The 25,165-nt window shown below is 66.9% G+C and carries 25 protein-coding genes and 1 pseudogene; 8 read left to right on the top strand and 18 right to left on the bottom strand.

Translation table 11 applies throughout. The features are described from left to right. Positions 1-6 precede the first annotated feature (6 nt). From clpS to AQ619_RS10375, 5 genes are all read right to left on the bottom strand, one after another. Positions 7-336, bottom strand: a complete 330-nt coding sequence (clpS, locus tag AQ619_RS10395) for an ATP-dependent Clp protease adapter ClpS (protein WP_062147013.1) — start codon at positions 334-336, stop codon at positions 7-9. Positions 337-578: 242 nt separating this feature from the next. Then, positions 579-1,085, bottom strand: a complete 507-nt coding sequence (locus tag AQ619_RS10390; protein ID WP_166504208.1) for a DUF3224 domain-containing protein — start codon at positions 1,083-1,085, stop codon at positions 579-581. A 57-nt stretch (positions 1,086-1,142) separates the two neighbouring features. After that, complete coding sequence (locus AQ619_RS10385; RefSeq protein ID WP_062147011.1) at positions 1,143-2,399, bottom strand: DNA polymerase IV; 1,257 nt, start codon at positions 2,397-2,399, stop codon at positions 1,143-1,145. Positions 2,400-2,412: 13 nt separating this feature from the next. Next, a complete protein-coding gene (locus AQ619_RS10380; protein ID WP_062147009.1) occupies positions 2,413-3,306 on the bottom strand; it encodes an ROK family protein in 894 nt (297 codons plus the stop codon). Continuing rightward, positions 3,303-3,950, bottom strand: coding sequence for an HAD family hydrolase (locus AQ619_RS10375; protein WP_062147007.1), 648 nt, complete (start codon positions 3,948-3,950; stop codon positions 3,303-3,305). Before AQ619_RS10375 ends, AQ619_RS10380 begins: the two co-directional genes overlap by 4 nt. Positions 3,951-4,071: 121 nt before the next feature. Between AQ619_RS10375 and AQ619_RS10370 the strand changes: the two genes are divergently transcribed. The 3 genes from AQ619_RS10370 (at position 4,072) to phoY (ending at position 7,605) form a co-directional block, all read left to right on the top strand. After that, positions 4,072-4,449 carry a response regulator gene (locus tag AQ619_RS10370; protein WP_062151549.1) on the top strand — a complete coding sequence of 126 codons (378 nt, stop codon included), beginning with the start codon at positions 4,072-4,074 and terminating at the stop codon, positions 4,447-4,449. After that, complete coding sequence (locus AQ619_RS10365) at positions 4,446-5,810, top strand: PleD family two-component system response regulator (protein ID WP_062147005.1); 1,365 nt, start codon at positions 4,446-4,448, stop codon at positions 5,808-5,810. Before AQ619_RS10370 ends, AQ619_RS10365 begins: the two co-directional genes overlap by 4 nt. Before the next feature lie 85 nt (positions 5,811-5,895). Beyond that, complete coding sequence (gene phoY / locus AQ619_RS10360) at positions 5,896-7,605, top strand: alkaline phosphatase PhoY (protein ID WP_062147003.1); 1,710 nt, start codon at positions 5,896-5,898, stop codon at positions 7,603-7,605. 188 nt (positions 7,606-7,793) lie between these two features. Here phoY and rpmG read toward each other — a convergent pair whose 3' ends face one another. From rpmG to AQ619_RS10345, 3 genes are all read right to left on the bottom strand, one after another. Continuing rightward, a complete protein-coding gene (rpmG, locus tag AQ619_RS10355; RefSeq protein ID WP_007673017.1) occupies positions 7,794-7,961 on the bottom strand; it encodes a 50S ribosomal protein L33 in 168 nt (55 codons plus the stop codon). Between the two features lie 81 nt (positions 7,962-8,042). After that, positions 8,043-8,504 (bottom strand): DUF6265 family protein, encoded by a 462-nt coding sequence (locus AQ619_RS10350; RefSeq protein ID WP_062147001.1) that lies wholly within the window; start codon positions 8,502-8,504, stop codon positions 8,043-8,045. A 26-nt stretch (positions 8,505-8,530) separates the two neighbouring features. Next, on the bottom strand, positions 8,531-9,259 hold the full coding sequence (locus tag AQ619_RS10345) for an NUDIX hydrolase (protein WP_062146999.1): 729 nt from the start codon (positions 9,257-9,259) through the stop codon (positions 8,531-8,533). 111 nt (positions 9,260-9,370) lie between these two features. On the opposite strand from AQ619_RS10345, the gene AQ619_RS10340 reads away from it, so the two are divergent. Continuing rightward, positions 9,371-10,669 (top strand): amidohydrolase, encoded by a 1,299-nt coding sequence (locus tag AQ619_RS10340; protein WP_062146997.1) that lies wholly within the window; start codon positions 9,371-9,373, stop codon positions 10,667-10,669. A gap of 134 nt (positions 10,670-10,803) precedes the next feature. Here AQ619_RS10340 and AQ619_RS10335 read toward each other — a convergent pair whose 3' ends face one another. Beyond that, the gene (locus AQ619_RS10335; RefSeq protein ID WP_062146995.1) at positions 10,804-11,940 is read right to left on the bottom strand and encodes a pyridoxal phosphate-dependent aminotransferase; all 1,137 of its coding nucleotides are present in this window, start codon (positions 11,938-11,940) and stop codon (positions 10,804-10,806) included. 65 nt (positions 11,941-12,005) lie between these two features. Between AQ619_RS10335 and AQ619_RS10330 the strand changes: the two genes are divergently transcribed. Continuing rightward, positions 12,006-13,040 (top strand): SGNH/GDSL hydrolase family protein, encoded by a 1,035-nt coding sequence (locus AQ619_RS10330; protein WP_062151546.1) that lies wholly within the window; start codon positions 12,006-12,008, stop codon positions 13,038-13,040. Between the two features lie 35 nt (positions 13,041-13,075). Here the strand turns inward: AQ619_RS10330 and rnr are convergent, their stop codons facing one another. Then, positions 13,076-15,391 carry a ribonuclease R gene (rnr, locus tag AQ619_RS10325; protein ID WP_062146993.1) on the bottom strand — a complete coding sequence of 772 codons (2,316 nt, stop codon included), beginning with the start codon at positions 15,389-15,391 and terminating at the stop codon, positions 13,076-13,078. A 298-nt stretch (positions 15,392-15,689) separates the two neighbouring features. On the opposite strand from rnr, the gene AQ619_RS10320 reads away from it, so the two are divergent. Continuing rightward, positions 15,690-16,211, top strand: a complete 522-nt coding sequence (locus AQ619_RS10320; RefSeq protein ID WP_062146991.1) for a hypothetical protein — start codon at positions 15,690-15,692, stop codon at positions 16,209-16,211. Positions 16,212-16,213: 2 nt separating this feature from the next. After that, the gene (locus tag AQ619_RS10315; RefSeq protein ID WP_062146989.1) at positions 16,214-16,420 is read left to right on the top strand and encodes a helix-turn-helix domain-containing protein; all 207 of its coding nucleotides are present in this window, start codon (positions 16,214-16,216) and stop codon (positions 16,418-16,420) included. A gap of 103 nt (positions 16,421-16,523) precedes the next feature. Here AQ619_RS10315 and AQ619_RS10310 read toward each other — a convergent pair whose 3' ends face one another. Further along, a complete protein-coding gene (locus AQ619_RS10310) occupies positions 16,524-16,889 on the bottom strand; it encodes a hypothetical protein (protein ID WP_062146987.1) in 366 nt (121 codons plus the stop codon). A gap of 38 nt (positions 16,890-16,927) precedes the next feature. After that, positions 16,928-19,600 carry a type I DNA topoisomerase gene (gene topA / locus AQ619_RS10305; RefSeq protein ID WP_062146985.1) on the bottom strand — a complete coding sequence of 891 codons (2,673 nt, stop codon included), beginning with the start codon at positions 19,598-19,600 and terminating at the stop codon, positions 16,928-16,930. A 177-nt stretch (positions 19,601-19,777) separates the two neighbouring features. Here topA and AQ619_RS19070 point away from each other — a divergent pair, with 177 nt between their 5' ends. Then, positions 19,778-19,951, top strand: coding sequence for a hypothetical protein (locus tag AQ619_RS19070; protein WP_166504207.1), 174 nt, complete (start codon positions 19,778-19,780; stop codon positions 19,949-19,951). Between the two features lie 23 nt (positions 19,952-19,974). On the opposite strand, the gene AQ619_RS10300 is transcribed toward AQ619_RS19070, so the two are convergent. The 6 genes and pseudogenes from AQ619_RS10300 to AQ619_RS10280 all read right to left on the bottom strand — a co-directional run bounded on the left by AQ619_RS10300 (position 19,975) and on the right by AQ619_RS10280 (position 24,791). Next, positions 19,975-20,319, bottom strand: a complete 345-nt coding sequence (locus AQ619_RS10300; RefSeq protein ID WP_236849449.1) for a helix-turn-helix domain-containing protein — start codon at positions 20,317-20,319, stop codon at positions 19,975-19,977. 28 nt (positions 20,320-20,347) lie between these two features. After that, positions 20,348-20,590, bottom strand: a pseudogene (locus AQ619_RS18775) (BrnT family toxin); the annotation flags it as partial. A gap of 45 nt (positions 20,591-20,635) precedes the next feature. Then, positions 20,636-21,733, bottom strand: coding sequence for a DNA-processing protein DprA (gene dprA, locus AQ619_RS10295; RefSeq protein WP_062146981.1), 1,098 nt, complete (start codon positions 21,731-21,733; stop codon positions 20,636-20,638). Then, positions 21,730-22,377, bottom strand: coding sequence for a glycerol-3-phosphate 1-O-acyltransferase PlsY (gene plsY / locus AQ619_RS10290; RefSeq protein WP_062146979.1), 648 nt, complete (start codon positions 22,375-22,377; stop codon positions 21,730-21,732). Before plsY ends, dprA begins: the two co-directional genes overlap by 4 nt. A gap of 120 nt (positions 22,378-22,497) precedes the next feature. After that, a complete protein-coding gene (pyrC, locus tag AQ619_RS10285; RefSeq protein WP_062146977.1) occupies positions 22,498-23,799 on the bottom strand; it encodes a dihydroorotase in 1,302 nt (433 codons plus the stop codon). Then, the gene (locus tag AQ619_RS10280; protein WP_062146975.1) at positions 23,796-24,791 is read right to left on the bottom strand and encodes an aspartate carbamoyltransferase catalytic subunit; all 996 of its coding nucleotides are present in this window, start codon (positions 24,789-24,791) and stop codon (positions 23,796-23,798) included. Before AQ619_RS10280 ends, pyrC begins: the two co-directional genes overlap by 4 nt. Positions 24,792-25,165 lie beyond the last annotated feature (374 nt).

Here is a 25,165-nt window from a genome sequence, read left to right as displayed (position 1 = left end):
GGCTCCTCAGTCTTTTTCCATGGTGCACTGCAAGGGGTGCTGATGACGGCGCGCCGAGTCGATGACCTGGGCAACCTTCGTTTCAGCGACTTCGTAGGTATAGACGCCACACACACCAACGCCGTGTTGGTGAACCAGCAGCATGATCCGGGTCGCGTCTTCGCGTGACTTGTTGAAGAACCGCTCAAGAACGTAAACGACGAATTCCATCGGCGTATAATCGTCGTTCAGAATCAGTACTCGATAGAGCGAAGGCTTCTGTGTCTTCGGTTTCACCTCAGTGATGACCGAAGATCCAGTCCCGTTATTCTGTCCGCCTTGCTTCCGCTCGGCCATTGACCGTTTTCTCCCGGCGGGCCGAACCACCCGCCATGTCTGGATTAGATATGGAAACGCGCCGGCTTTGGAAGGGGCCCACGCACTGTTGCGCCGCTTTAACACAGGGGCGCCCTGGAAATTGGCTTCACGATTGGGAGAGCGGAAGCCGTCGATGGACGGTTTTCCGGGTGAGCAGCCGAAATGGGGCGCGACCGGCGCCCGCGCAAGGGCGGTCGAGTGATCCTCGTGACGGAGTGGGCCTATTGAGCCGGCAGGGTATAGGTCAGATCGTAAAGATGTTTGCCGCCGGTGATCTCGATAGCCAGGCTGCCGGAGATACCCTTGAGGGCCCCGGTTCCGGAGTCGGGCACGATCTCGACGGTCAGCTGGCGATCCGCGCCGCGCATCAGGCCCTTGTGCACGAGGGCGAAGCTGCCGGCCTTGCCGTGCAGGGTTCCGGTCACGCGCTCGATAGCGACATAGACGGCTGAGCCCGGCGTGTCCGTGCCGGCGGTCAGCATCTGGCCCTTGCCCGTGGCGTCCAGGTCGCCATGGAAGACCTTGTCCAGCGACAGGCGGCCGAGGGTCGAGCCCGGCCCGGCGTCCTCGTCCTGTGGCACGAGCTTCACATCAAAGGGGCCCCGGGCGTGCTGGGTCATGGCGGTGGCTCCGATGGCCGTGAGGGGCGCACTCGGCGGCTTGGCCCCTGCCGGTGTGAAGGCCAGACTGGCCAGAAGCGTCACTGCCAGGAGACGTGGGACGGGCATGCAAGGCTCCTTCGATGACGCGGGTTTGGAGTCAGTAGCGCGTTTTGCGGTCTTGGCTCAGCGGCTCTTGAGAGTCCGGCCGGTGACCACCGCTCCGGCCCCGAACTTGCTGCGCAGGACGTCGATGGTCTGCTCCTTCTTGAGCGCCTGCCGCTCTTCGCCGGCAAAGAAGTCGTCCGCAGCCCCTTCGGCCGGGACAAATTCGGTCAGGCCCGCGCCGATCAGGCGGTAGCGGGTCGACCCGGGTTCCTGGGCCAGCAGCTCGCGGGCGACCTGGAACAGGGTGCGGGCGGTCTGGGTGGGCACGGCCAGGGTGCGGCGGCGGGTATGGACCTTGAAGTCGGGGGTGCGCAGCTTCAGCGTCGCGACCCGGCCCGCCACCCCCTCGGCGCGGGCCTGTCGGGCTACTCGCTCGCACAGGGGCCAGAGTTCATCCTCCAGGTCCTCGCGTCGGGACAGGTCGTCATTGAAGGTCGTTTCGGCACTGATGGTCTTGCGGACCTGATCAGGATCCACCGCACGGGAATCCTGTCCCTGGGCCAGGCGGTGCAGCCGGAGGCCTCCGGCCCCCAGGACTGCCGCCAGATCCTTGAGGTCGGCAGCGGCAATGTCGCCGACGGTGCGGTAGCCCTCGGCGGCCAGGGACGTCACGGTGGCCGGGCCGACCCCGGGCAGGATCGAGACAGGCTTTCCGGCCAGGAACTCCTTGGCTTCGGCCGCGCCGATCACCGAGAAGCCGCGCGGCTTGTCCAGCTCGGATGCGATCTTGGCCAGGAACTTGTTGGGGGCCAGGCCGATGGAGACGGTCAGATTGATCTCCTGCTCGATCTCCCGCTGCAAGCGGGTCAGCATCACTGCCGGCGTGGCACCATGCAGCCGTTCGGTGCCCGACAGATCAAACCAGGCCTCATCCAGCGACAGGGGCTGAACCAGCGGCGTCAGGGCCGTCAGCTTCTCCATGATCCGCCGGCTCTCGGCCTTGTACTTGGCGAAGTTGGGCTTGATGACCACAGCCTCGGGGCAGAGCTGCAGGGCCTTGTACATGGGCATGGCCGAGCGGGCCCCGCTCATGCGGGCGATGTAGCAGGCCGTGGTGACCACCCCGCGCTTGCCGCCGCCGATGATCACCGGCCGGTCGCGGATCGCCGGATCGTCGCGCTTCTCCACCGAAGCGTAGAAGGCGTCGCAGTCCAGGTGCGCCATGGAGAGGTCGGCCAGTTCCGCGTGAAAAATCGTCCGCGGCGAGCCGCAGGACGGGCACCGCGGGGCCCGTACCTCACCTGTCCAGTCGCAATCGCGGCACAGGGCCTTCATGGCGCGCCCGGGCCTAGGCGTCGTCGAGGGGCCACAGCCAGACCGCGCCGCGCACCCCCGAACTGTCGCCATGCGCGGCCTTGCGCACGGGCGTTTCAAAGGTGTCGGAGAAGACATGAGGCGCGATCGCGGCGGGCAGTCGGTCGTACAGGGCCGCGATGTTCGACAGGCCCCCGCCCAGGACGATGACGTCCGGATCGACCATGTCACAGATCAGGGCCAGGGCCCGGCCCGTCCGGTCGATCAGCCGGTCGAGGGCGGAGATCGCACCGGCGTCACCGGTCTCGATGGCGGCCATGACCGATTGGCCGGTCGGGTGGCCGGCATCGCGGGCGAAGGCCGGGCCGGCGATCCAGGTTTCAAGACAGCCCTTGCGGCCGCACCAGCAGGCCGGGGCGGGTTCGTCGTCGGGCCTGGGCCAGGGCAGGGGCATGTGGCCCCATTCCCCGGCAATGCCGTTGCGGCCTTCGATGATCCGGCCGTCGACCACCAGGCCGCCACCGCAGCCGGTGCCCAGGATGGCGGCGAATACTACGGCCTGTCCGGCCCCGGCCCCGTCGGCGGCCTCGGAGAGGGCCAGGCAGTTGGCGTCATTGGCCAGGCGCACGGGGCGCGCCAGCCGGGCCTCCAGGTCCTGGGCAAAGGTTCGGCCATTGAGATAGACGCTGTTGGCATTGCGGATCAGGCCGGTGCGCGGTGAGATCGAGCCCGGAATGCCCAGGCCGAGCCGGGCCGCACTGGACCCGGCCATGCATTCGGCATCGGCGAGCAGGTCGGCCACCACTTCCAGGGCTGCCTCGTAGGACCCGGGATTGGGCTTGCGGACCCGGGCGACGAACTGACCCGAGCGATCCAGGGCTGCGACCTCGATCTTGGTGCCGCCGAAATCGACTCCGAAGCGGATCATGCGAACAGCTGTGCCTCGATCGCGGTCCGGAGTTCGGCCCAGTCGTCGATCCTGACATGCCGCTCGGGGGCGGTGGGGGCCAGGGGACGAAGGCGCTCGTCACTGATCATCTGGAAGCGGGTGATGTCGGGCGCGCTGGCCGCAACCGATTCGAGCTGCGGCAAAAGGTCATCGATAAAGACCGAGCGTCCGGCCGTGCGGGATGCGAGCTGGGCGGCGGACGGCCCCTTGGGGCCGCTGTTGATCACCAGCGGATAGTCGAAGCCATGGGTCTTGAGCCACTGTCCGCGGGCCAGGCGGCCATGTTCGGGCGCATTGGTCAGAATCACGACCCCGGCCCGCGACGCCAGATCAGCCAGGGCATGGGCCGCGCCCTCGGCGGGCAGCAGGTCGTCAGCCCCGTCGCGAAAGAAGTCGTCGAACAGAACCTTGCCGGCGATCAGGTCCAGGTGCTCGGTCTCGCCCGGGCGGTAGATGTTCTGGAACAGGGCGAAGCGGTCGACGCGCAATTCGTAGCCGAAACGGCCCACAAAGGTGCCGAACCCGCGCATGAACTGGGCGAGCACCTCGTCGACATCGACGATCACCAGCGGGGCTTCCGGATCGATGATGCAGGCTTGAAGGTCGGAGAAACGGGGTTCCATGATCTGCGATTGGCCGATGTTAACGCGATTAGCGCGGGCTTAAGGATATTCGTGCCATCTGGAAGACAGAAGCGGCGCGAATCCCTCAGGCGTCGCCACGGACCGTATGGTCGGGGTCAGGATGACGAAGAAGGTCCTCATCGTGGAGGATAATGAGCTGAACATGAAGCTCTTTCATGATCTGCTCGAAGCCCAGGGTTATGAGACCCTGCAAACCCGCGAGGGTCTGCAGGCCTTGTCCATTGCTCGGGACAATCGCCCCGACCTGATTCTCATGGACATTCAGCTGCCGGAGATCTCGGGACTCGAGGTCACCAAGTGGCTCAAGGAAGACGAGGACCTGGCCCATATTCCCGTGGTGGCCGTTACGGCCTTCGCGATGAAGGGGGACGAGGAGCGGATCCGGGAAGGCGGCTGTGAGGCCTATATCTCCAAGCCGATCTCGGTGGCCCACTTTCTCGACACCATCAAGCGTCTGCTCGACAAGGCTCCGGCATGAGCGCGCGGATCCTCGTCGTCGACGACATCGAGGCCAATGTCCGCCTGCTGGAGGCCAAGCTTTCGGCCGAGTATTATCAGGTCTCCACGGCGTCAGACGGCCCCACGGCCCTGGCCATGGCGGCCAGTGATCTGCCCGACATCATCCTGCTCGACGTGATGATGCCGGGCATGGACGGCTTCACCGTCTGCAAGAAGCTCAAGGAAGATCCGGTTACCCGCCACATCCCCGTGGTTCTGGTCACGGCCCTGGATGGCCGCGCCGACCGCATCCAGGGGCTGGAGGCCGGGGCTTCGGACTTTCTGACCAAGCCGATCGATGACGTGATGCTGTTTGCCCGCGTGCGCAGCCTGACCCGTCTGAAGCTGGTGATCGACGAACTGCGCCAGCGCGAGGCCTCGGGCCGGCGTATGGGCGTGATCGCCGGCGCGGCCTCGCGGCTCGATGGCCTGGGCGGTCGCATCCTGATCATCGACGACAACGAACGCCAGGCCCAGCGCATTGCCGCCGAGCTCAGCATCGAACATCGTCCGGTCGTCGAATCCGACCCGGACAAGGCCCGGATCAGCGCCGGCGGCCCGGTGGATCTGGTGATCATCAATGGCGCGGCCAAGCGCTTTGACGGCCTGCGCTTCGCCGCCTCGCTACGCTCGACCGAGCGGACCCGGCACCTGCCGGTCCTGGCCATGGTCGATCCCGATGACCGCCAGCGCATGGTCAAGGCGCTGGAAATCGGCGTCAATGACATCCTGCCGCGCCCGATCGATCCCCAGGAGCTGGCGGCCCGCGTCAAGACCCAGATCCAGCGCAAGCGTTACACCGACTATCTGCGCAACAATCTCGATCACAGCCTGGAACTGGCGGTCACCGACCAGCTGACCGGTCTGCACAACCGGCGCTACATGACCGGGCAGCTCGACTCCCTGGTCCAGCGTTCCACCCTGGGCGGTGATCCGGTGGCGGCCCTGCTGATCGACATCGACCACTTCAAGAAGATCAACGACACCTTCGGTCACGATGTGGGCGACGAGGTGCTGCGCGAATTTGCCCTGCGCCTGGCCTCGAACGTCCGCGCCATCGACCTGCCTTGCCGCTATGGCGGCGAAGAGTTCACGGTGATCATGCCCGACACCCAGCTCGAGGATGCCATGCGTATCGCCGAGCGGATCCGCATGCATGTCGCCGGTTCGCCGTTCCGCGTCGCCCAGGGCCGGGAATTGCTGACCGTGACGATCTCGATCGGCGTTTCGGCGACCCTTGGCGAGCACGACTCGCCCGAGGCCCTGCTCAAGCGCGCCGACGAGGGCGTCTATGAGGCCAAGGCCTCCGGCCGGAATGCCGTGGTGGCGCGCGTCGCCTAACCGTTCTTTAGGCGGACGAACTTTTCCTGTCGCCTGATCGGCCTGCAACCTTGCACGCGGCCAGGGATCAGGCTTTGTAGCCTGGATGAAGAAGAAACTTACTTCCGGTGCCCTTGTCTGCGCCGTGCTCGTCAGCGGTGCCCTGACCCAGGCTGAGGCCCAGCCTCAAGCCCTCGCCAAGCCCGATCCCAGGCTGGTCGTGGTGATCTCGATCGACCAGTTCAGCGCCAACCTGTTCGCCCAGTATCGCGGCACGTTCAGCGGTGGCCTCGGCAGGCTGGCGCGGGAAGGCGTGGTCTATCCCAATGGCTACCAGTCGCATGCCATGACCGAGACCTGCCCGGGACATTCAACCCTGCTGACCGGCAAGCACCCCAACAAGACCGGTATCAGCGCCAATGACTGGTACGACGCCAGTCTGGGCAAGCAGGTCTATTGTCTAGCCGACGACAGTGTCGTCCTGGCCCACGATCCCAAGGGCCGCCCGGTCAGCCCCAAGAACATGGTCGCCACGACCTATGGAGACTGGCTGAAGGCCGTCTCGCCGAACAGCCGGGTGTTCGGCGTCTCCGGCAAGGATCGCGGCGCGATCACCTTGTCGGGCCATCAGGCGGATGGGGCCTTCTGGCTGCAGCCCGGCTTTGGTTTCACGACCTATGTGCCGCCGGGCCAGACCGCCGAGGCGCGGCTGAAGCCTGTTGCGGCCTTCAATGCCAGGATGCTGGCTGACCTGAAGAAGCACCCCTTCGTCTGGGACTATGCCAAAAGCCCGATGGACGCCCTGCTGGGCGGATCGGCCAAGCGCTGCAGGGCTCTTGAGGCTGACTACGAGACCGGCGGCCGCAAATGGCGCGCGGCCCTGCCGATTCCCACTGCCACCAGCGAGGCGGACCGGCTGCGGGACCTCGGCGGCAGTCCCTTCACCGATCAAGTGACCCTGGACCTGGCGGCCCAGCTGCGTGACGATTTCGGCCTGGGCGACGGGCCTCAGGTCGACGTCCTGGCGGTCAGCCTGTCGGCGACGGACTTTATCGGACACCGCTTCGGCACCCGGGGACCGGAAATGTGCGACCAGATCGCGCGTCTGGATGAGGGGCTCGGCGAGTTCCTCGATCGGGTCGGCAAGGCCAAGGGCGGTGTGCTGGTTGTTCTCTCGGCCGACCACGGCGGGGCCGACATGCCCGAGCGCCTCCATGAGGAGGGCTATGAGGCCGGTCGGATCGGCACCAAGGCCTGGCTGGCGGCCCTGAACGCCACCCTGCGCAAGGATCTGGGCCTCGCCTTTGACCCGCTGGTGGCCGATGGCGGCATCAATACGATCGACGTCGTCGGACCCGACCGCAAGGCTCTGGATCCTGTCGAACATGTCCGGATCACTGCGGCGGCCCTGGCCCTGGTTTCGCGCCAGCCGGAGGTGGTTGAGGCCTTTGACGTCAACACCCTGCTGACCCTCGCTCCTGAGGCGGCAGACACGTCTCCCGAGGAGATTTCGTTGCGGGAGCGTATGCGCCGCAGTGCCTATCCCGGCCGCATGGGCGACATCGTCGTCGCCTTCCGGCCGGAGCTGGTCCCGGCTACGGCGGGCCCGACCTATGTCTCCACCCACGGCAGCCCCTGGGACTATGACCGCCGAGTGCCGATCATCTTCTGGTGGAAGGGCGGTGCGCCCCGTGAGCGCGTCCTGCCGCTGGACACGGTGGACATCGCGCCGACCCTCGCGGCCGTGACCGGCCTCAAGCCGCCGGCCGATGTTGACGGTCGGTGCCGGCCGCTGGGGGCAGGGCACGACTGCTAGCCGCACGACTCGCCCCCTCCTGACCGCTTCGCGGTCGTCCTCCCCCGGAGGGGGAAGACGCCGTCATCTTCCCCCTCCGGGGGAGGAGCGCGCAGCGCGGAGGGGGCAAGTCATCGAGCCCCCGGAATCAAAAACGCCCGGCCATTTCTGGCCGGGCGTTTTGTTGTGTCGTACCGGTCGGGCAGATCTTACTTGATCTTGCCTTCCTTGAATTCGACGTGCTTGCGGATGACCGGATCGTACTTCTTCAGCACCATCTTTTCGGTCTTGGTGCGGGCGTTCTTCTTGGTCACGTAGAAGAAGCCGGTGTCCGCCGTGGAGTTCAGGCGGATCTTAATTGAAGCCGGTTTGGCCATGGTCGAATCCCTGCGGTGTCGCGCAGGGTACCCGCGCGTTGGAAATGAGAGGCGCGGAACATACTGATCAGCGCGCCAAAGTCAATTGCCGGCGGGGCACCGTATGTAGGGATAGTCGACCGACCGGACCTGACCGCCGATCTGGCCCTCAATACGGCCGATCAGCGTGCGGGCATCGACGCGCCGGTACAGGATCCGTTGCGGAAAGTCATGAGCGGGGTCCTCAAACACCACCGAGTCGTCCGTGATCTCCTTGAGCGGGAAGACGGCCTCTGGCTGGCCGGAGGGCTTGGCGTTGAAGGCGAGCCTGCCGTCGGGGCCCGGGGCGATTCGCAGGAACTCGAATTCGCGAACCTTGCCGTCCTTGAGGGTGCGGCTCATGCCCAGCATCACGCCGCCGCCGGGGGCCATCCACTGCTCGTCGACACGTCCGTTGGAGCGGACCTGCATCCAGCAGCCCGTCATCCAGGCCAGGCGGCTGATATCGGGTTCAGGCGCGGGCGGTGTGGTCGCCAGGGCGGACACGAACAGAATGGCCAGCATGCCGATCTCCCCCGAGACGCGCCGGCTCAGACATAGGTCAGGTTCCGGGCACCGTTCAGGAAACGCATGAAGGGCGCGGGGCGTCCAGCATCCTTCAGCCTCTGACCGATCTCGGCGACCACGAAGCGGGTGATATTGGGCAGGTCCAGGGCCATGGCCTCGTCGAAATCCACCCAGGCGATCTCGTCCAGTTCGCCGCAGTCGGGCTGGCGGTCCAGGCTGATCAGGGCCTCGGCCGAAGCCATGAAGAAGCGGGCATCAAAGCGGCGGTTGCGGTAGGGCGGGGTGATGGCCCGGGCGACAAAGGCCATGGGAGCCAGGTCGGGCAGGGCCCCCTGGGCCAGAAAGGGCCGCCAGGCCCCGGCCGCCGGCCGTGCAGGGGCCGGGCGCGCCAGCAGCAGGCCGGTCTCCTCGAAGGTCTCGCGGATCGCCGCCAGGCCCAGGGCGCGGGCCAGGGCGACAGGGCTCGGGTGGCGCGGCTGGTGGGTCAGTCGTGCGGTGACCTCCGGCGAAAGCTCGCTGGCGGCCGGGACCCAATAGTCGCCGCGATCAACCCGACCGCCGGGAAAAACCCACTTGTCGGGCATGAAGGCATGGCCGCGATTGCGGCGGCCCATCAGCAGGCGCGGCTTGGCCGCATCGGTCCGGACCATGATCAGGGTCGCGGCATGTCGCGGCCGCAGGACACCGGTGCCGGGCTCGCGCACGGCGGCGTCATTGATGGTGTCGAACTTGGCTTCAATCGGCTCGTCCATGGCCCAAGCTTAGACCGATCGCGCCAATCGCAAAGCCAGACCTTACGTCAGCTTGACCAGCCCGCAGCAAGCACTCCACTGTCGCCCGACATTTCAGAGGGAATGACGGGCATGTTGGGACGAATTTCGACTTTGGCGATCTTGGCCGGACTGGCCTATGGGGCGCCTGCCCTGGCTGCGCCGTCGGCGGCGAAGGTCGAGGCCGCCGCCAAGGCCGCCCAGCCCAAGGTCATCGCCTGGCGGCGCGACCTGCACCAGAATCCTGAGCTCGGTAACCAGGAAGTGCGCACGGCTGCCCTGGTGGCCAAGGAGCTGAAGGCCCTAGGCTTCGAGGTCCGCGAGGGCGTCGGCAAGACCGGGGTGGTCGGCATCCTCAAGGGCGGCAAGCCCGGCAAGGTGGTGGCCCTCCGCGCCGACATGGACGCCCTGCCGGTCGAGGAAAAGACCGGCCTGCCGTTCGCCTCCAAGGCTACGGCCACCTGGGAAGGCAAGACCGTTCCGGTCATGCACGCCTGCGGCCATGACACCCATGTCGCCATGCTGCTGGGAGCCGCCACGGTGCTGGCCGGCATGAAGGCCGACATCAAGGGCACGGTGGTCCTGATCTTCCAGCCCGCCGAGGAAGGCCCGCAGGCTGGCGAGGAAGGCGGCGCCAAGCTGATGATCCGCGACGGCGCTCTGGACCAGCCCAAGGTTGACGCCATCTTCGGCCTGCACATCGGCCCGCTGGATGCCCATCAGCTGAACTATCGGCCCATGGGCTTCTATGCCAGCTCCGACCGGATCACGATCACGGTCAAGGGCAAGCAGACCCATGGCGCTCGTCCCTGGGCAGGCATCGACATGGCCAGCATCGCCGCCGACATCGTCCAGGCCATGAACCAGATCGCCGCTCGCCAGGTCGATGTCGGGCTGTCGCCCTCGGTGGTGACCATTGCCACGATCCACATGGGCATGCGCCAGAACATTATTCCGGAAGACCTGGTGATGGGCGGCACCATGCGGACCTTCTCGACCGAGCGCCGCGCCGACCTGATCGACAAGGTCCAGAAGAGCGTTGCAGCGATCGGTGACCGCTACGGTGCCAAGGCCGAGGCCGTGTTCACCCAGCCCTATCCGGTGACCTATAACGATCCGGCCCTGTCGAAATGGGTCAAGGCGTCGCTGTCCAAGGCCTCGCCCGGCAAGGTCGAGGACAATGGGGCCCTGGTGACCGGGGCCGAGGATTTCTCGATGTATGCCGAGAAGGTCCCGGGCGTGTTCATCCAGTTGGGCGGTCGCCCGGCCAACGTTCCGGCCGCCGGCGCGCCGGCCAACCACTCGCCCTATTTCGACATCGACGAGGCGGTGATGGAAACCGGCGTGAAGGCCGAGGTGTTCATGGCGCTGGACTATCTGGAGAAGAAGTAGGGGGACACGAGAACTACCCCCCTCCGCGCCTGCGGCGCTCCTCCCCCGGAGGGGGAAGACGAGGACGCCGCACTTCATCTTCCCCCTCCGGGGGAAGACGATCGCGAAGCGATCCGTAGGGGGCAAGAAGTCCGCTAGATCGCCGCCTTCGCCGCAAACCACGGCACCAGCCGCCGCAGCGCCTCCTCGACCTCCGCGGTCGAGACGGCGAAGCTGAAGCGCATGAAGCGGTGCCCCTCGACCGGGTCGAAATCGATGCCCGGGGCGGTGGCGACGCCGGTTTCGGTCAGCAGTTGCCGGCAGAACGCCATCGAGTCATCGGTCAGGTGGCCGACATCGGCCCAGATGTAGAAGGCCCCGTCCGGCGGCGCGATCCTGGCCAAGCCCAGCGAGGGCAGGGCGTCCAGCAGCAGCTGGCGGTTGCGGCGATAGACCTCGACATGGCCGTCGAGCTCGTCGGTGCAATCCATGGCGATCAGGCCGGCGTGCTGGCTCAGGGACGGGGCGGTCAGGAACAGGTTGCCCATATAGGCCCGGGCCCGGTGGACATGGTCCAGAGGCGACACCAGCCAGCCCAGTCGCCAGCCGACCATGCTGAAATATTTCGAGAAACTGTTGACCACCAGGGCGCTGGGCTCGAACTCCAGCATCGACCGCACGGGCCCCACATAGCTCAGGCCATGATAGATTTCGTCGCTGACGATCCGGATATTCCGTGTACGGCATATGTCGGCTATGGCGGCCATTTCGTCGTCGGCGATGACGGTGCCGGTCGGGTTGGCCGGGCTGGCGACAATGACGCCGGCCGGGGCAGGGTCGAGCGCCGCCAGGTGGGCGGCGGTCAGCTGGTAGCGATCCTCCGGCCCGCAGGCGATCTCGACCGGGATCAGGTTCAGGGCCTTCAGGGTGTTGCGATAGGCCACATAGCCGGGGCGGGCCAGGGCCACACGATCGCCGGCCTCGAAGGCCGAGGCCAGGGCCATGACCAGGGCCGGCGAGGCCCCGCAGGTCAGGATGATCTGCTCCGGATCGACCTTGACCCCGTGCTTCTCATCATAGCGCTGGGCGATGCGGGCCTTGAGGGCAGGGCTTTCCCAATAGCCCAGGCCGTCGGTGTCGAGCACGTGGTGGGCGCGGTCGATCGCAGCCTTGGGTGCGCCGGTCGAGGGCTGGCCAAATTCCATATGGATGACCGACCGCCCTTCGGCCTGCAGCTGATAGGCTAGGCGGCTGATGGCGATGGCGTGGAACGGGTCGAGATCTGGGCGCATGATTTCCTGTTAGCGGGGATCGCGTCGCTATGACAGATGAAGGGGACCGTTCGTTGGAGTCGACCATGCGTTCCGTTCTCCTCGCCGTGCTCAGCGTCCTGTCCCTGGCCGCCGCGCCGGTCGCCGCTCAGACCGCCCTGACCCCCCATGTCGGTGGCCGCGTCGCGCCTGCCCCCGAGGGCGGGCTGAGCTTTGGCTGGCCGGGGGTCTATTTCGAAGGCCGGTTTTCCGGTCCCTCGGTGACGGTGGCGGTCGACACAGGCGCGGAGCATCTTTCGGTCAGCATCGACGGCCAGGTTCGCGCTGAACTGCGCAGGCCCGGCCTGGCGCGACTGACCTTCGACCAGCTGGGCCCCGGCGAGCATGTGGTGCGGCTGGACAAGCTGACCGAGAGCCAGACGGGTTCGGCGCGGTTCGTCGGCTTCTTTGTTGGTCCCGAAGGACGGCCCCTGGCGCCGGTCGCGAGATCCAGCCGGATCGAGTTCATCGGCGACTCCTTCACCGTGGCCTATGGCGTGCGTTCCGCCCGTCAGGCCTGCACGGAGCAAGAGGTTCATGATCTGACCGACACCAGCCTGTCCTTCGCACCGATCCTGGCGGAGCGGTTGAAGGCGGACTACCGGATCATCGCCTATTCAGGGCGTGGCGTGGTGCGCAACTACAGCGGCCTGGCTCCGGGAGAGCCCCTGCCGGCCCTTTATCCGCGCCTGATCCCCGGCCAGGCCGAGCCGCGCATCGATCCTGCCGATCCCTGGAAGCCCGACCTGATCGTCATCGGTCTGGGCACCAACGATTTCTCGACGCCGCTGAAGCCGGGCGAAGCCTGGCGGAGCGAGGCCGACCTGCGCACCGACTACCGCGACTCCTATGTCGACTTCGTCGCCGGCCTGGCCCGGCGCGATCCTCAGGCGCGTTTCCTGCTGATTGCGGGTGAAAACTTTGCAGATGATGTTCAGCAGGTCGCCGGCCGGCTCAAGGGCCTGGCCACAGCCGTGCGCGTGAGCGGCCTGGAGCGTACGGCCTGCCACGGCCACCCCTCGGCTGCCGACGAGCGAATGATGGCCGACCTGCTGGAGAAGGCGATCAAAGGCCTGAAATAGATGGATCCTCCCCCATAGGGCGAGCATCTCTCAAACTACCGCCGCTTGCCGCGCCGTACGCCCTTGGGCAGGCCGCCGCGGGGCTTGACCGCCGCCTGACGCCGCGCGCCCAGGCGAGGGCGAGGGGCCCGGGGATCGGCCGGCAGGGGCTCGGTGATCATCTCGAACAGCAGGCCGCCGGTCACCGGGGTGGCCTCGACCAGCTTGACCTCAACCTGTAGGCCCAAGGGCCAGCGCTTGCCGGTGCGCTCCCCGACCAGGGCGTGCATGCGCTCGTCATGGACGAAGAACTCCTGGCCCAGGGTCGAGACCGGCACCAGACCATCGGCTCCGGTCTCGTCCAGTTTCACGAACAGGCCAAACCGCGTGACGCCGGTAATGCGGCCGTTGAAGGTCGCCCCCACACGGTCGGACAGGAAGGCGGCGATATAGCGGTCGGTGGCGTCGCGCTCGGCGGCCATGGCCCGGCGCTCGGCATAGGTAATGGTCTCGGCGGTGTCCTTGATCTGGCTGACGTCCTGGTCGGTCAGGCCATCGGTCCCAAGGTTCAGGGCCCGGATCAGGGCGCGGTGCACGATCAGGTCGGCATAGCGACGGATCGGACTGGTGAAGTGGGCATACTTGGCCAGGTTCAGGCCGAAATGGCCCAGATTGTCGGCGCTGTAGTGCGCCTGCATCTGGGTGCGCAGCACCACTTCGTTGACGATGGCGGCGTGCGGCCCGTCGCGGGTTTCGTCCAGCAGCTTGTTGAAGCGCGAGGTCTGCGGGGCCTCACCCTTGTTCCACTTGATCTCCAGGGTCGCCAGGAACTCGGCCAGGTTCTGAACCTTCTCCTGGCTGGGCGTGTCGTGGACGCGATAGATCAGCGGCGTGCGCTTGGCTTCCAGGCTTTCAGCGGCGCTGACATTGGCCTGGATCATCATCTCCTCGATCAGCTTGTGGGCCTCGAGACTGGCACGGCGGTTGATCGAGGCGATCTCGCCCTCGCGGGTAATGACGATCTTGCGCTCGTCGCTCTCGATCGCCAGGGGCGAGCGGATCTCGCGGCCCTTGCCCATCAGGCGGAAGGCGGCCCACAGCGGCTTGAGGATCGGATCCAGCAGGGGCGGTGCCTTGTCGCCGTCCTGGCCGTCAGGCGGGATCACGCCATCGATGGCGGCCTGTGCCTGCTCATAGGACAGCTTTGCCGCCGAGCGCATCAGGCCACGCACGAAGCGGTGGCTCTTCTTGCGGCCAGCGCTGTCGAACACCATCCGGACCGCCAGGGTGGCGCGGTTCTCGCCCTCCCGCAGGGAGCAGAGGCCGTTGGACAGCACCTCGGGCAGCATCGGCTCGACCCGGTCGGGGAAATAGACGCTGTTGCCCTTTTCGCGGGCCTCGCGGTCCAGGGCCGAGCCCGGGCGGACATAGGCGGCGACATCGGCGATGGCCACCCAGACGATCCAGCCCCCCGCATTGCCGGCGTCGGGATCGGGATGGGCATAGACCGCATCGTCATGGTCGCGGGCATCGACCGGGTCGATGGTCACGAACGGCAGGTCGCGCAGGTCGTCGCGGCCTTGCAGGGTCGGCGGCTGGGCGTTGGCGGCCTCGGCCTCGGCGGCTTCAGAGAAGCCCACCGGAATGCCATGGCTGTGGATGGCGATCAGGGAGGCCGCACGGGGATCATCCTCGCTGCCGACCACTTCCAGCACCTTGCCCTGCTTGGGTCCGTAGCGACCGGCGGCTGAACCCACCGAGGCCAGCACCAGATCACCCTCCTTGAGGTCCCTGGCGTCCAGTTCGGTGAGGACCAGGACTTCCTTGGACTTGCGATCGACCGGTTCAACCCGGGTCTCGCGGCGGTGCTTGCGGATCACGCCGAGGATCTTGTGCGCGCTCTGGCCGAGCTTCTTGATCAGCCGGGCTTCCAGCTCGCCGTTCTCGAGGCGCTCGAAGCGGACCAGCAGGCGATCGCCCATGCCCGGTGCGCCGCCGGCATCGGCATTGCGCGCGGGCGAGAGGCGCACGATGGGGGCGTCGTCATCGGCCCGGGTCAGCTTGACGAACATGTCGCCGTCCGCGTCACGATCCACGACATCGACCACGCCCACGGGGGGCAGGGAGCCGGCCTCGGCGAAGCCCTTGCGGCCCCGCTTGCCGAGCGCGCCCTGGGCTTCCAGTTCGCGCAGCATCTCCCGCAGGGCCCGGCGGTCGGCCCCCTTCAGCCCGAAGTGCCGGGCGATATCGGCCTTGCCGCTCTCGCCCGCACTGCGCAGGAAGGCCAGCAGGGTCTCGCGGTCCGGCAGGCCGGCAGGCGGCTTGGCGGCGGCAGGAAATTTCGACGACTTGGGCGTGCGTGGTTTGGCCATGTGCTGGGATAACCCGGGCCGGGGGCCAAAGGCCAAGGGAAATGCCGTTGAGGTGCGGGGGAGGTCTCCGGCTGCCCCGTTGAGGTCCGCGCGCCTAGGGGACAGCCACCCTTCGTTGGCTTGGCTGGTCCGATCCTGTTTCTGATATCTTTCAGAATCTAAATTTTTTGACATTTGAAGTCCATAAATTTATGTCTTATTTAAAATAATCACGAACGCGGCGCGGGGTATGCGCCGATCGAAGCCTCTCAGGCTGCGATGCAAGCGATCCCGGCAGGCCAGCAGGAAAGGAAGAGACATGACCACGACCGGTATGGCGAAGATTCAAAAAGACAGCGTTGGCCTGCAGCAACTGTTCGGCTGGCTGTTCGGCATCGGGGTTTTTCTGGTGTTTTCCGAGATCGCCTATGGGCCTTTGAAGGCCGTCGTGCTGTCCGTCGGGGCAAACGAGCGAAGTGAAGCGCTGCGCCATGTGGGCGAGGCGACCCTTGCCGCGCTGCCCGTGCTGGCCCTGCTCGGTGCGGTCTGGCAGGCACGTTGCCTGTTCAAGAGTTTCGCCGGTGGCCAGGTGCTGTCGGTTGAGGCTGGCAAGGCCCTGACCCGGCTTGGAGACTGGCTGGTCGCCAGCACGATCCTCTGGTTCATCTTCGGCGACGGCGGCAACAGTGCCTCACAGGCCTTTGGCCAGAACCTCGGCGTCAGCGTCGTGCTGGGTTGTGTCGGGATCGCGATCCGCCTCTTTGGCCGCGTGATCGACCTGGCGGCGGCTGTCAAAGACGATCGCGACCAGATCAAGACCGACTACGACCAGATTGTCTGACCATGCCGATCATCGTCACCCTGGATGTCATGCTGGCCCGTCGGAAGATGCGGGCCCGCGATCTGGCTCAGCGCATCGATATGAGCGAAACAAACCTGTCGCTGCTCCGGTCGGGAAAGGTGAAGGGCGTGCGCTTCGACACGATCGAAAAGCTTTGCCGTGAACTCGACTGTCGGCCGGGCGATCTGCTGGATTTCGAGGCGGACTGACCGCTTCTGCGGACGCCCGGGGGGGGGGGGACGGATCGGCGTCAGGGCCTTAGCCTCGCGACCACGGGTCGGACAGGGATTGCTCAGGTCAGGCCGGTGGATCTTATTCGTACAGGTCCTCGATCCGGGCCGGCGGGGGTTGTTGTGCCGGCGGTGCTGCCGCTGGGGCGGCTTCCGGCGCAGCCGGTGGGGCCTCGATCACCGCAGCCGGAACGGCGACCTCTTCGGTCTTGACCTCTACGGCCTTGGGCTTGGGCCTTTCGGGCGGGGCCGGGACGTAAAGGGGGGCCGGGGACGCGTCCCTGATGGGGACGCCTGATACCTCGGCCAAGGGGGCCGTCGAGACGCTGTTCAGCGACTGCCCGTCCTTGAGCGCATTGGTCAGGCCCATGACGAAGCCCAGGATGCTGGCCATGATTAGGCCGGCGATCACCACGTTCAGGGGCAGGGGCCGTTGGAGCGACGTCATGGGGGCAGTCTAAACCCGGATTGTGGACATGGGTAGGGTCAGGCCTTCGGCTTGGCTGCGGCCTTCTTCGGGGCCGCTGCCTTCTTCGCCGCCGGCTTTTTTGCAGCAGGTTTCTTGGCTGGAGCCGCCCCGTCAGCGGCTTTCGCCTTGGCCGTGGCCTTGGCGGGAGCCTTCTTGGCGGCGGCTTTCTTTGCCGGCTTCTTGCCGCCGCCCTTGGCGACGCGTTCGGCCAGCAAGACCACCGCTTCGTCCAGGGTCAGGGCCGCAGGATCGGCCCCCTTGGGGACATTGGCATTGGTGTCGCCGTGCTTGATATAGGGGCCGAAGCGACCGGACAGCACGCGGACCGGCTTGCCGTCCTCGGGGTGATTGCCCAGTTCGGCCAGGGCTGCGGCCTGACCGCGTTGCGGACGTCCGCCTCCGGCCCGCTTGTCGGCCAGCAGGGCAACGGCGCGGTTCAGGCCGATGTCGAAGACATCCTCCGGGTTCTCCAGATTGGCATAGGTCCCGTCGTGCAGGACGAACGGACCAAACCGGCCAAGTCCGGCGGTGATCGTCTTGCCGTCGTCGGGGTGCTGACCGACCTCCCGGGGCAGGGACAGCAGGCGCAGGGCCTTTTCCAGATCGACGGCGGCCGGCAGCCAGCCCTTGGGCAGGCTTGATCGTTTGGGCTTGTCGCCGCTTTCCGCTGCCGGTGGCTCTTCGACATAGGGCCCAAAGCGGCCGTTCTTCAGCCATACCGAGCGACCGGTTTCCGGGTTGATCCCCAGATCGCGGTCCGCAGACTCAGCTTCGCCTTCGCCCTCGGCGGTAGCGAGCTGACGGGTGAAACGGCATTCCGGATAGTTCGAGCAGCCGATGAAGGCCCCGAACTTGCCGACCTTCAGGGACAGCTGGCCGGAGCCGCAGGTGGGGCACAGGCGGGGGTTGGACCCGTCGCCCTTGTCGGGGAAGATATGCGGTCCCAGCGCCTCATTGAGGGCGTCCAGAACATTGGTGACGCGCAGCTCGGCGATCTCGCCGACGGCGGCATGGAACTCTTTCCAGAAGTCGCGCAGGAACTGCTTCCAGTCCAGCTTGCCGTCCGACACCAGGTCGAGCTGCTCTTCCAGGCTGGCCGTGAAGTCATACTCGACATAGCGGCGGAAGAACTGCTCGAGGAAGGCGGTGACCAGCCGGCCCTTGTCCTCTGGGATGAAGCGGTTCTTCTCCATCTTCACATATTCGCGGTCGCGCAGGACGGTCAGGACCGAGGCATAGGTCGAGGGACGGCCGATGCCGAGCTCTTCCATCTTCTTGACGAGGCTGGCTTCCGAATAGCGCGGGGGCGGTTCGGTGAAGTGCTGGTCGGCGCGGGCCTCGATGACCTTGGCGGCAGCACCGTCCTCGATCAGGGGCAGGCGGGCCGAGTCTTCATCGCCGTCGTCGTCGCGGCCTTCTTCATAGACCGTCAGATAGCCGGGGAAGAGCACGACCTGGCCGGTGGCGCGCAGGCCGGTCTGGCCGTCATGGCTTTCGATGTCGACCGTGGTGCGCTCGATGCGGGCGCTTTCCATCTGCGACGCGATCATCCGCTTCCAGATCAGCTCGTAGAGCCGGCCCAGATCGGGCTCCAGGCGCAGGGAGCCGGGATTGCGGTGCAGGCTGGTCGGGCGGATGGCCTCGTGGGCCTCCTGGGCGTTCTTGGCCTTGACCTTGTAGTAGCGCGGCGTCTCCGGGACATAGTCCTTGCCATAGACATTGCCTATCACGTCGCGGGCTTCGGCTATGCCTTCCGGGCCCACCGACACGCCGTCGGTTCGCATATAGGTGATCAGGCCGACGGTCTCGCCGCCGATATCGATGCCCTCATAGAGCTTTTGCGCCGCCTGCATGGTGCGCTGGGCCGAGAAGCCGAGCTTGCGCGAGGCTTCCTGCTGCAGGGTCGAGGTGGTGAAGGGCGGGGCCGGCGAGCGTTTGCCGGGCTTCTTCTCGACACCGGAAATCTTGAACACGGCCTTCTCGACCGCTGCCCTGGCGGCCAGGGCCGAGCCCTCGTTGCCGAGGTCGAACTTGGTGAGCTTCTTGCCCTCATGCTTGACCAGGCGGGCCGTGAACGGATCGGCCCCGGCCGAGACATCGGCCTCGACGCTCCAGTATTCCTGGGTCTTGAAGCGCTCGATCTCCATCTCGCGCTCGACGATCAGGCGCAGGCAGACCGACTGGACGCGACCGGCCGAGCGGCTGCCCGGCAGCTTGCGCCACAGCACCGGCGAAAGGGTGAAACCGACCAGATAGTCCAGGGCGCGGCGGGCCAGATAGGCCTCGACCAGCTCCATGTCGATGTCGCGCGGATTGGCCATGGCCTCGAGCACCGAGGCCTTGGTGATGGCGTTGAAGGTGACCCGCTGGACGGTCATCCCCTTGACCGCCTTCTTCTTGTTCAGGACCTCCAGCACGTGCCAGCTGATGGCTTCCCCTTCGCGGTCGGGGTCGGTGGCCAGGATCAGGCGATCGGCCCCCTTCATCGCGTCGACGATGTCGGAAATCCGCTTGGACGACTTGGCGTCGACCTCCCAGGTCATGGCAAAATCGTTGTCGGGCTCCACCGAGCCGTCCTTGGAGGGCAGGTCGCGGATGTGGCCGTACGAGGCGAGAACCGTGTAGTCGGACCCGAGATACTTGTTGATGGTCTTGGCCTTGGCCGGGCTCTCGACGACGACGACGTTCATTAGGACTCTGTACCTGCGGGGAGGATCGCCTTGGAGGCGAGCGCCGGAAAGTGGGGGCGGGACGGGGGGTCTGTCAACGCAGCCCGTTCAAACGGTGCAGTTTCCTGGATCCTGGTAGGCGATTGTTAAGCCCATTTGGACGATGATCAGGCTGGAACCTAAACCCTTCTGGCGCTCATGAACCTCTCGAGCATCAACAGGATCGCCACCGAGGCCTATGTCTCACCGATCCAGCCGGTCAAGCCGGTGACGTCGAACGACGAACGCGCGGCGATCGCCGAGCGCCTGCGCGAGGCCGTGCGTGCCGCTCCGGCCCAGGGTACGGGGCTGATGATCGACCTCAGCGTCTAGGCTTTCAGACCAGAAGTCGCCGATCAGGGCGCTTCGCCACCGACCAGCCTTCGCATCGTCTCGGGATCCCGCGATATCGCTGTGAGCAGTGTTCTGGCGGGCGCGTCTGGCGTGGTTCGACCCTGTTCCCAGTCACGGACCGTCGACAGCGGCAAGCGGAATGCCGCAGAGAACGCCGCCTGGGTCATGCCTAGCCGGCCGCGAATATCCTTGATCGCGTTGACGCGCCTGAACCGGGACAGTTGCTCCTCGGTCAGCGGTGGGCAATCGGGATCGGACTGGGCGGCGGCGTTGATGTCTTCGTCTGTCATCGCCTTGAGGCGATCCCAGTCGGTCTTGCCCATCGGCAGATCGCCGGTACGCACCACGAAAGTACCTTTTGCTTTCGACGGGATTGGCGGGTCTGGCTGAGATGATCCGGTAGTGATTTTGGACCTGTGAGACGGTGACGACGAAGAGGACGGCCCCGAAGCAGGCGCCGATGATCTGGATGCGTTCTTCGCCGTAGTCGAACCGGTCATCGACATCCTCCATACGCCAAGGGTCCAGGATCGCGTGACAGGCGTCTTTGAAATCAACCCCATGTTTGGCGAGGTTGCTGCGCGCCTTTTCCGGGTCCCATTCGAATTCAACTGCCATGGTACTGGTATCCAGTACTTTGCGCAATGAATTGGCGGTGGCGCATCAAACCCCAGCCACCATCCCTCCGGCCAGCAGGTCCGCCCGTTCGGCCAGGGCCAGCTCCACCAGGGCCGCCATCACCGCCGAGGTCGGGGCTCCGGTGGCCCGCACCAGCTCGTCGCGCGAGACGGCCGTGGGCGAGAGCAGGGCGGCCAGTCGCTCGCGCAGGGCGCCAAGGTCGAGGTCGGCCTCAGCGGCGGGATCATAGGTCCGGTCGCGTTCGCGCAGCTGGGTCTGGCCAGACAGGGCCCGCAGCACATCCTCGGCTCCCTCGCACAGGATCGCGCCCTGGCGGATCAGGTCGTTGGTGCCGCGGGCCCGTGGATCCAGAGGCGAGCCGGGCACGGCGAAGACATCGCGACCCTGCTCGGCAGCCAGGCGGGCGGTGATCAGGGAGCCGGACTTCAGCTCGGCCTCGACCACCACCACCCCGAGGGACAAGCCCGAGATGATGCGGTTGCGGCGGGGGAAGTCCTTGGCCTGGGCCCGGCGGTCGGGGGCGCTTTCGCTGACGACGCAGCCCTCGACGGCGAGCCGGGCATGGAGTGCCGCGTGCTCGGGCGGATAGATGTCGCCGACCCCGCCGCCCAGCACGGCGACCGTTCCGGTACGCAGGGCACCCTCGTGCGCCGCGCCGTCGACGCCCCGCGCCATGCCGCTGACGATGACGTGGCCGGCCTCACCCAGCTCGGCGGCCAACTGGCGGGCAAAGCGCTGGCCGGCCGCCGAGGCGATGCGGGCCCCGACGATGGCGATGGTGGCCTTGGCCAACAGGTCGGCGCGGCCCAGGGCCCAGAGAACCGGCGGTGGGGGATCCAGGGCCGCCAGTCGAAGGGGGAAGTCGGGTTCGCAGCCACAGATCAGCCGCGCGCCGAGCGCCGCGCCGGCCTCGAGTTCACGCTCGATCGTGTCGCGCAGGGGAATGTTCAGGGGCGTCGCGCGACCGCCGCGGCGGGACAGGTCGGGCAGGGCGGAGAGGGCGCGTTCGGGCGTGCCGTAGCGGGCCAGAAGGTGCTCGAAGGCGACGGGGCCGACCGTCTCGGTGCGCGCCAGCCTGAGCCAGGCCAGGCGCTGGGGATCCGAGAGGCGGCCCGGGGTCACGCGGCCGGAGGCGGGGGCTCCGCCGCTTTCTTCTGGCCGATCTTCGGCTCCTGGCCCTTGAGCAGGCGGGCGATGTTCTCGCGGTGACGGATGAAGATCAGCACGGCCATGAACAGGGCCAGGACCAGCATGGCATGGGGCTGGTCGGTAGCCAGGGCGAACGGCGCGGCCAGGGCCGCGGCGGTCAGGGCGGCCAGGGAGCTGATCCGGAAGAGGACGGCCATGGCCAGCCAGGTGACGGCGGCCAGCACGCCCACCGGCCAGCAGGCCGAGAGCAGCACGCCATAGAAGGTGGCCACGCCCTTGCCGCCCTTGAATTTCAGCCAGACCGGGAACAGGTGGCCCAGGAAGGCCGCGCCGCCGGCCAGAGCGACGATGGCGGCGCTGTCATTGGTCATCCAGCGGGCCAGCAGCACGGCCAGCACGCCCTTGCCGGCATCGCCGATCAGGGTGATGGCCGCCAGATCCTTGCGGCCGGAGCGCAGCACATTGGTCGCCCCGATATTGCCCGAACCGATCTGGCGGATGTCGCCGGCCCCGCCCAGGCGGGTCGCGATCAGGCCGAACGGGATCGAGCCGAGGAGGTAGCCTCCGACCACGGCAATCGCGAGCGTGAGATAGACGGCTTGGGCGAGATCTTGCACGTTTCGACCTTAAGGCGAGTTGCGCGCGATTTCAACCGCTACGCAAAGCGAAGTTGGTGACCTAGGTTTAGTGCAGAGTCGGGGTGCATCCAAATCCTCCCCCCAGCGGGGGAGGATCAGCTACCCCTCCGCCCGATGCACCACCCGGCCATCCACCAGCGTCATCAGCACCTGACCCTGCAGCCTGCGCCCGTCGAACGGCGAGTTCTTGGACTTGGACAGCAGCTTGGCCGCATCGACGATGATCGGCGCGTCGATGTCGCAGAGCACGAGGTCCGCCGGCGCGCCGGGGGCGATCCGGCCGCCGCGCAGGCCCAGCAGCTCGGCGGGCGCGAGGGTCACGGCGCGGATCAGGTCGACCAGCGGCAGGCGCTCGTCGTGATAGAGCGACAGCAGGGCCGGCAGCAGGGTCTCGACGCCGATGGCCCCGGGTGTGGCCTCGTCGAAGGGCAGGCGCTTGTCCTCGGCCGGGGCCGGTGCGTGGGCCGAGACGACGATGTCGATCAGGCCCGACGCCAGGGCCTCGATCAGGGCCTGGCGGTCGTCCTCGCCGCGCAGGGGCGGGGTCAGCTTGGCGAAGCTGCGATAATCGCCGATATCCAGCTCGTTGAACGAAAGGTGGTTGATCGACACGCTGGCCGACAGGCGCAGGCCCCTGGCCTTGCCGCGGGCCAGGGTCTCCAGCGCACCGGCGCTGGTGATCTGGTCGACCAGCAGGCGGCCGCCGGTGGCTTCCAGCAGGGCGATGTCGCGCTCGAGCATGATGCGTTCGGCCATCGGCGAGATCGACGGCAGGCCCAGTCGGCCGGCAAATTCGCCGCCGATCGCTGCGCCGCCCCTGGCCAGCCACATGTCCATCGGCCGGTGAGCCAGCAGGGCGTCGAAGCCCTTGGCGTAGGTCAGGATGCGCTGGAAGACCTTGGAGTCGACGATCGGACGGTCGGCGTCGGTGATATAGACGCAGCCGGCCTCGCGCATCAGGCCGATCTCGGCCATCTGCTCGCCCTTCAGGCCCTTGGTCGCCGCGCCGGCGCAGAGGATGCGGGCGCTGTCGATGTCGCGGGCCCGGCGCAGGATGAAGTCGACCACGCTGGGATCGTCGATGGCCGGATCAGTGTCGGGCTGGACGACGATGCTGGTCACGCCCCCGGCGGCGGCGGCGCGGGCGGCCGAGGCCAGGGTTTCCTTGGTCTCGGCCCCGGGCTCGCCGGTCTTGACCCGCAGGTCGATCAGGCCGGGGGCCAGCAGGGCACCACCGCAGTCGACGACGCGGACGCCCTTGCCGAGCTTGCCGAACTCGCGGCCCTTGGCGACGTCGGCAATCACGCCCTCGGAGACGATGACCCCGCCGGGGCCGTCATAGCCGCTCTCGGGATCGACCAGACGGGCATTGGTGAAGGCCAGGGGCTGGGGCGAGTTCATTGGTCGGCCTCCAGCCGTGCGGCGAGGCTGGTCAGCACCGCCATCCGGGCGGCGACGCCCATCTCGACCTGGTCCTGGATCAGGCTGACGGCCGGATCATCGGCCACGTCACTGTCGATCTCGACGCCCCGGTTCATGGGCCCCGGGTGCATGACCTTGGCCCCCGGTGCGGCGCGGGACAGCTTTTCGCGGTCCAGCCCATAGAAGCGGAAATATTCGCGGGTCGAGGGCACGAAGCCGCCTTGCATCCGCTCCAGCTGCAGGCGCAGCATCATCACCACATCGGCCCCGGCCAGACCCGACTTCATGTCGTGATGCACCGTCACGCCCCAGCGCTCGGCCTGGGCCGGCATCAGGGTGGCGGGACCCACCAGCCGCACGCTGGCCCCCAGGGTGTGCAGCAGGGAAACGTTGGAGCGGGCCACGCGGCTATGCAGCACGTCGCCGCAGATGGCCACGGTCAGGCCCGAGACCCGGCCGAAGGCGCGGCGGATCGACAGGGCGTCGAGCACGGCCTGGGTCGGATGCTCATGCTGGCCGTCACCGGCATTGATCACATGGCCGCTGACCTTCTGCGACAGCAGCGACGCCGCGCCGGACGAGCCATGGCGCACCACCAGCAGGTCGGGCCGCATGGCATTCAGGGTCACGGCGGTGTCGATCAGGGTCTCGCCCTTGGTGATCGACGAGGTGCGCGGGCTCATATTGACCACGTCGGCCCCCAGTCGCTTGCCGGCGATCTCGAAGCTGGACTGGGTGCGGGTACTGTTCTCGAAGAACAGGTTCATCAGCGTCCTGCCCTTTAGCAGGTCCAGCGACTTGGAGGTCTGGCGGTTGAAGGCGACGAACGCCTCCGCCAGGTCCAGCAGGTCGGCCGCCTGGGGCGCATTGAGATCGCCGGCGGACAGGAAATGGCGCTTTGGAAAGGCAAAGGCGCGGGCGCGGATCGCGTCGAGGGCGACGCGGGTGGGGTCATGGGCGGTGGCCGTCATGAAACGGTGTCATAGGCGGCTTTGCCGGTGGAGGGAAGGCGGCGGCTGTCCCACAGGGTTGATAACCGGCCGACGCCGCTGGCCCCCTCCTGACCTGCTGCGCAGGTCGTCCTCCCCCCTGCGGGGGGAAGATGAAACGCGCCAACCCCATCTTCCCCCTTCGGGGGAAGACGATCGCGAAGCGATCCGTAGGGGGCAAGTGCGGGGATAGAGACCAATCAATCCCCGGGGCTTTCAGGGAAAAGCTCAACCCGATCAACACCCTGTAAAAACAACCACCGCGCCCGTCCGACGCGCTGAAACCTCCCGTATTCTGTCCCCACCTCGTCGCGAGGAAAGGGCGCAGGGCCAGCGACCATTGCGGCGGCGGGGGG

The organism is Caulobacter henricii (genome assembly GCF_001414055.1).
Lineage (GTDB): Bacteria > Pseudomonadota > Alphaproteobacteria > Caulobacterales > Caulobacteraceae > Caulobacter > Caulobacter henricii.
This window is presented reverse-complemented; position numbering and strand designations above follow the sequence as displayed.

Excerpts from the sequence above, each read along its gene's own strand:
- clpS (WP_062147013.1), bottom strand. The coding sequence starts at position 336 with ATGGCCGAGCGGAAGCAAGGCGGACAGAATAACGGGACTGGATCTTCG.
- AQ619_RS10390 (WP_166504208.1), bottom strand. The coding sequence starts at position 1,085 with ATGCCCGTCCCACGTCTCCTGGCAGTGACGCTTCTGGCCAGTCTGGCC.
- AQ619_RS10385 (WP_062147011.1), bottom strand. The coding sequence starts at position 2,399 with ATGAAGGCCCTGTGCCGCGATTGCGACTGGACAGGTGAGGTACGGGCC.
- AQ619_RS10380 (WP_062147009.1), bottom strand. The coding sequence starts at position 3,306 with ATGATCCGCTTCGGAGTCGATTTCGGCGGCACCAAGATCGAGGTCGCA.
- AQ619_RS10375 (WP_062147007.1), bottom strand. The coding sequence starts at position 3,950 with ATGGAACCCCGTTTCTCCGACCTTCAAGCCTGCATCATCGATCCGGAA.
- AQ619_RS10370 (WP_062151549.1), top strand. The coding sequence starts at position 4,072 with ATGACGAAGAAGGTCCTCATCGTGGAGGATAATGAGCTGAACATGAAG.
- AQ619_RS10365 (WP_062147005.1), top strand. The coding sequence starts at position 4,446 with ATGAGCGCGCGGATCCTCGTCGTCGACGACATCGAGGCCAATGTCCGC.
- phoY (WP_062147003.1), top strand. The coding sequence starts at position 5,896 with ATGAAGAAGAAACTTACTTCCGGTGCCCTTGTCTGCGCCGTGCTCGTC.
- rpmG (WP_007673017.1), bottom strand. The coding sequence starts at position 7,961 with ATGGCCAAACCGGCTTCAATTAAGATCCGCCTGAACTCCACGGCGGAC.
- AQ619_RS10350 (WP_062147001.1), bottom strand. The coding sequence starts at position 8,504 with ATGCTGGCCATTCTGTTCGTGTCCGCCCTGGCGACCACACCGCCCGCG.
- AQ619_RS10345 (WP_062146999.1), bottom strand. The coding sequence starts at position 9,259 with ATGGACGAGCCGATTGAAGCCAAGTTCGACACCATCAATGACGCCGCC.
- AQ619_RS10340 (WP_062146997.1), top strand. The coding sequence starts at position 9,371 with ATGTTGGGACGAATTTCGACTTTGGCGATCTTGGCCGGACTGGCCTAT.
- AQ619_RS10335 (WP_062146995.1), bottom strand. The coding sequence starts at position 11,940 with ATGCGCCCAGATCTCGACCCGTTCCACGCCATCGCCATCAGCCGCCTA.
- AQ619_RS10330 (WP_062151546.1), top strand. The coding sequence starts at position 12,006 with ATGCGTTCCGTTCTCCTCGCCGTGCTCAGCGTCCTGTCCCTGGCCGCC.
- rnr (WP_062146993.1), bottom strand. The coding sequence starts at position 15,391 with ATGGCCAAACCACGCACGCCCAAGTCGTCGAAATTTCCTGCCGCCGCC.
- AQ619_RS10320 (WP_062146991.1), top strand. The coding sequence starts at position 15,690 with ATGACCACGACCGGTATGGCGAAGATTCAAAAAGACAGCGTTGGCCTG.
- AQ619_RS10315 (WP_062146989.1), top strand. The coding sequence starts at position 16,214 with ATGCCGATCATCGTCACCCTGGATGTCATGCTGGCCCGTCGGAAGATG.
- AQ619_RS10310 (WP_062146987.1), bottom strand. The coding sequence starts at position 16,889 with ATGACGTCGCTCCAACGGCCCCTGCCCCTGAACGTGGTGATCGCCGGC.
- topA (WP_062146985.1), bottom strand. The coding sequence starts at position 19,600 with ATGAACGTCGTCGTCGTCGAGAGCCCGGCCAAGGCCAAGACCATCAAC.
- AQ619_RS19070 (WP_166504207.1), top strand. The coding sequence starts at position 19,778 with ATGAACCTCTCGAGCATCAACAGGATCGCCACCGAGGCCTATGTCTCA.
- pyrC (WP_062146977.1), bottom strand. The coding sequence starts at position 23,799 with ATGAACTCGCCCCAGCCCCTGGCCTTCACCAATGCCCGTCTGGTCGAT.
- AQ619_RS10280 (WP_062146975.1), bottom strand. The coding sequence starts at position 24,791 with ATGACGGCCACCGCCCATGACCCCACCCGCGTCGCCCTCGACGCGATC.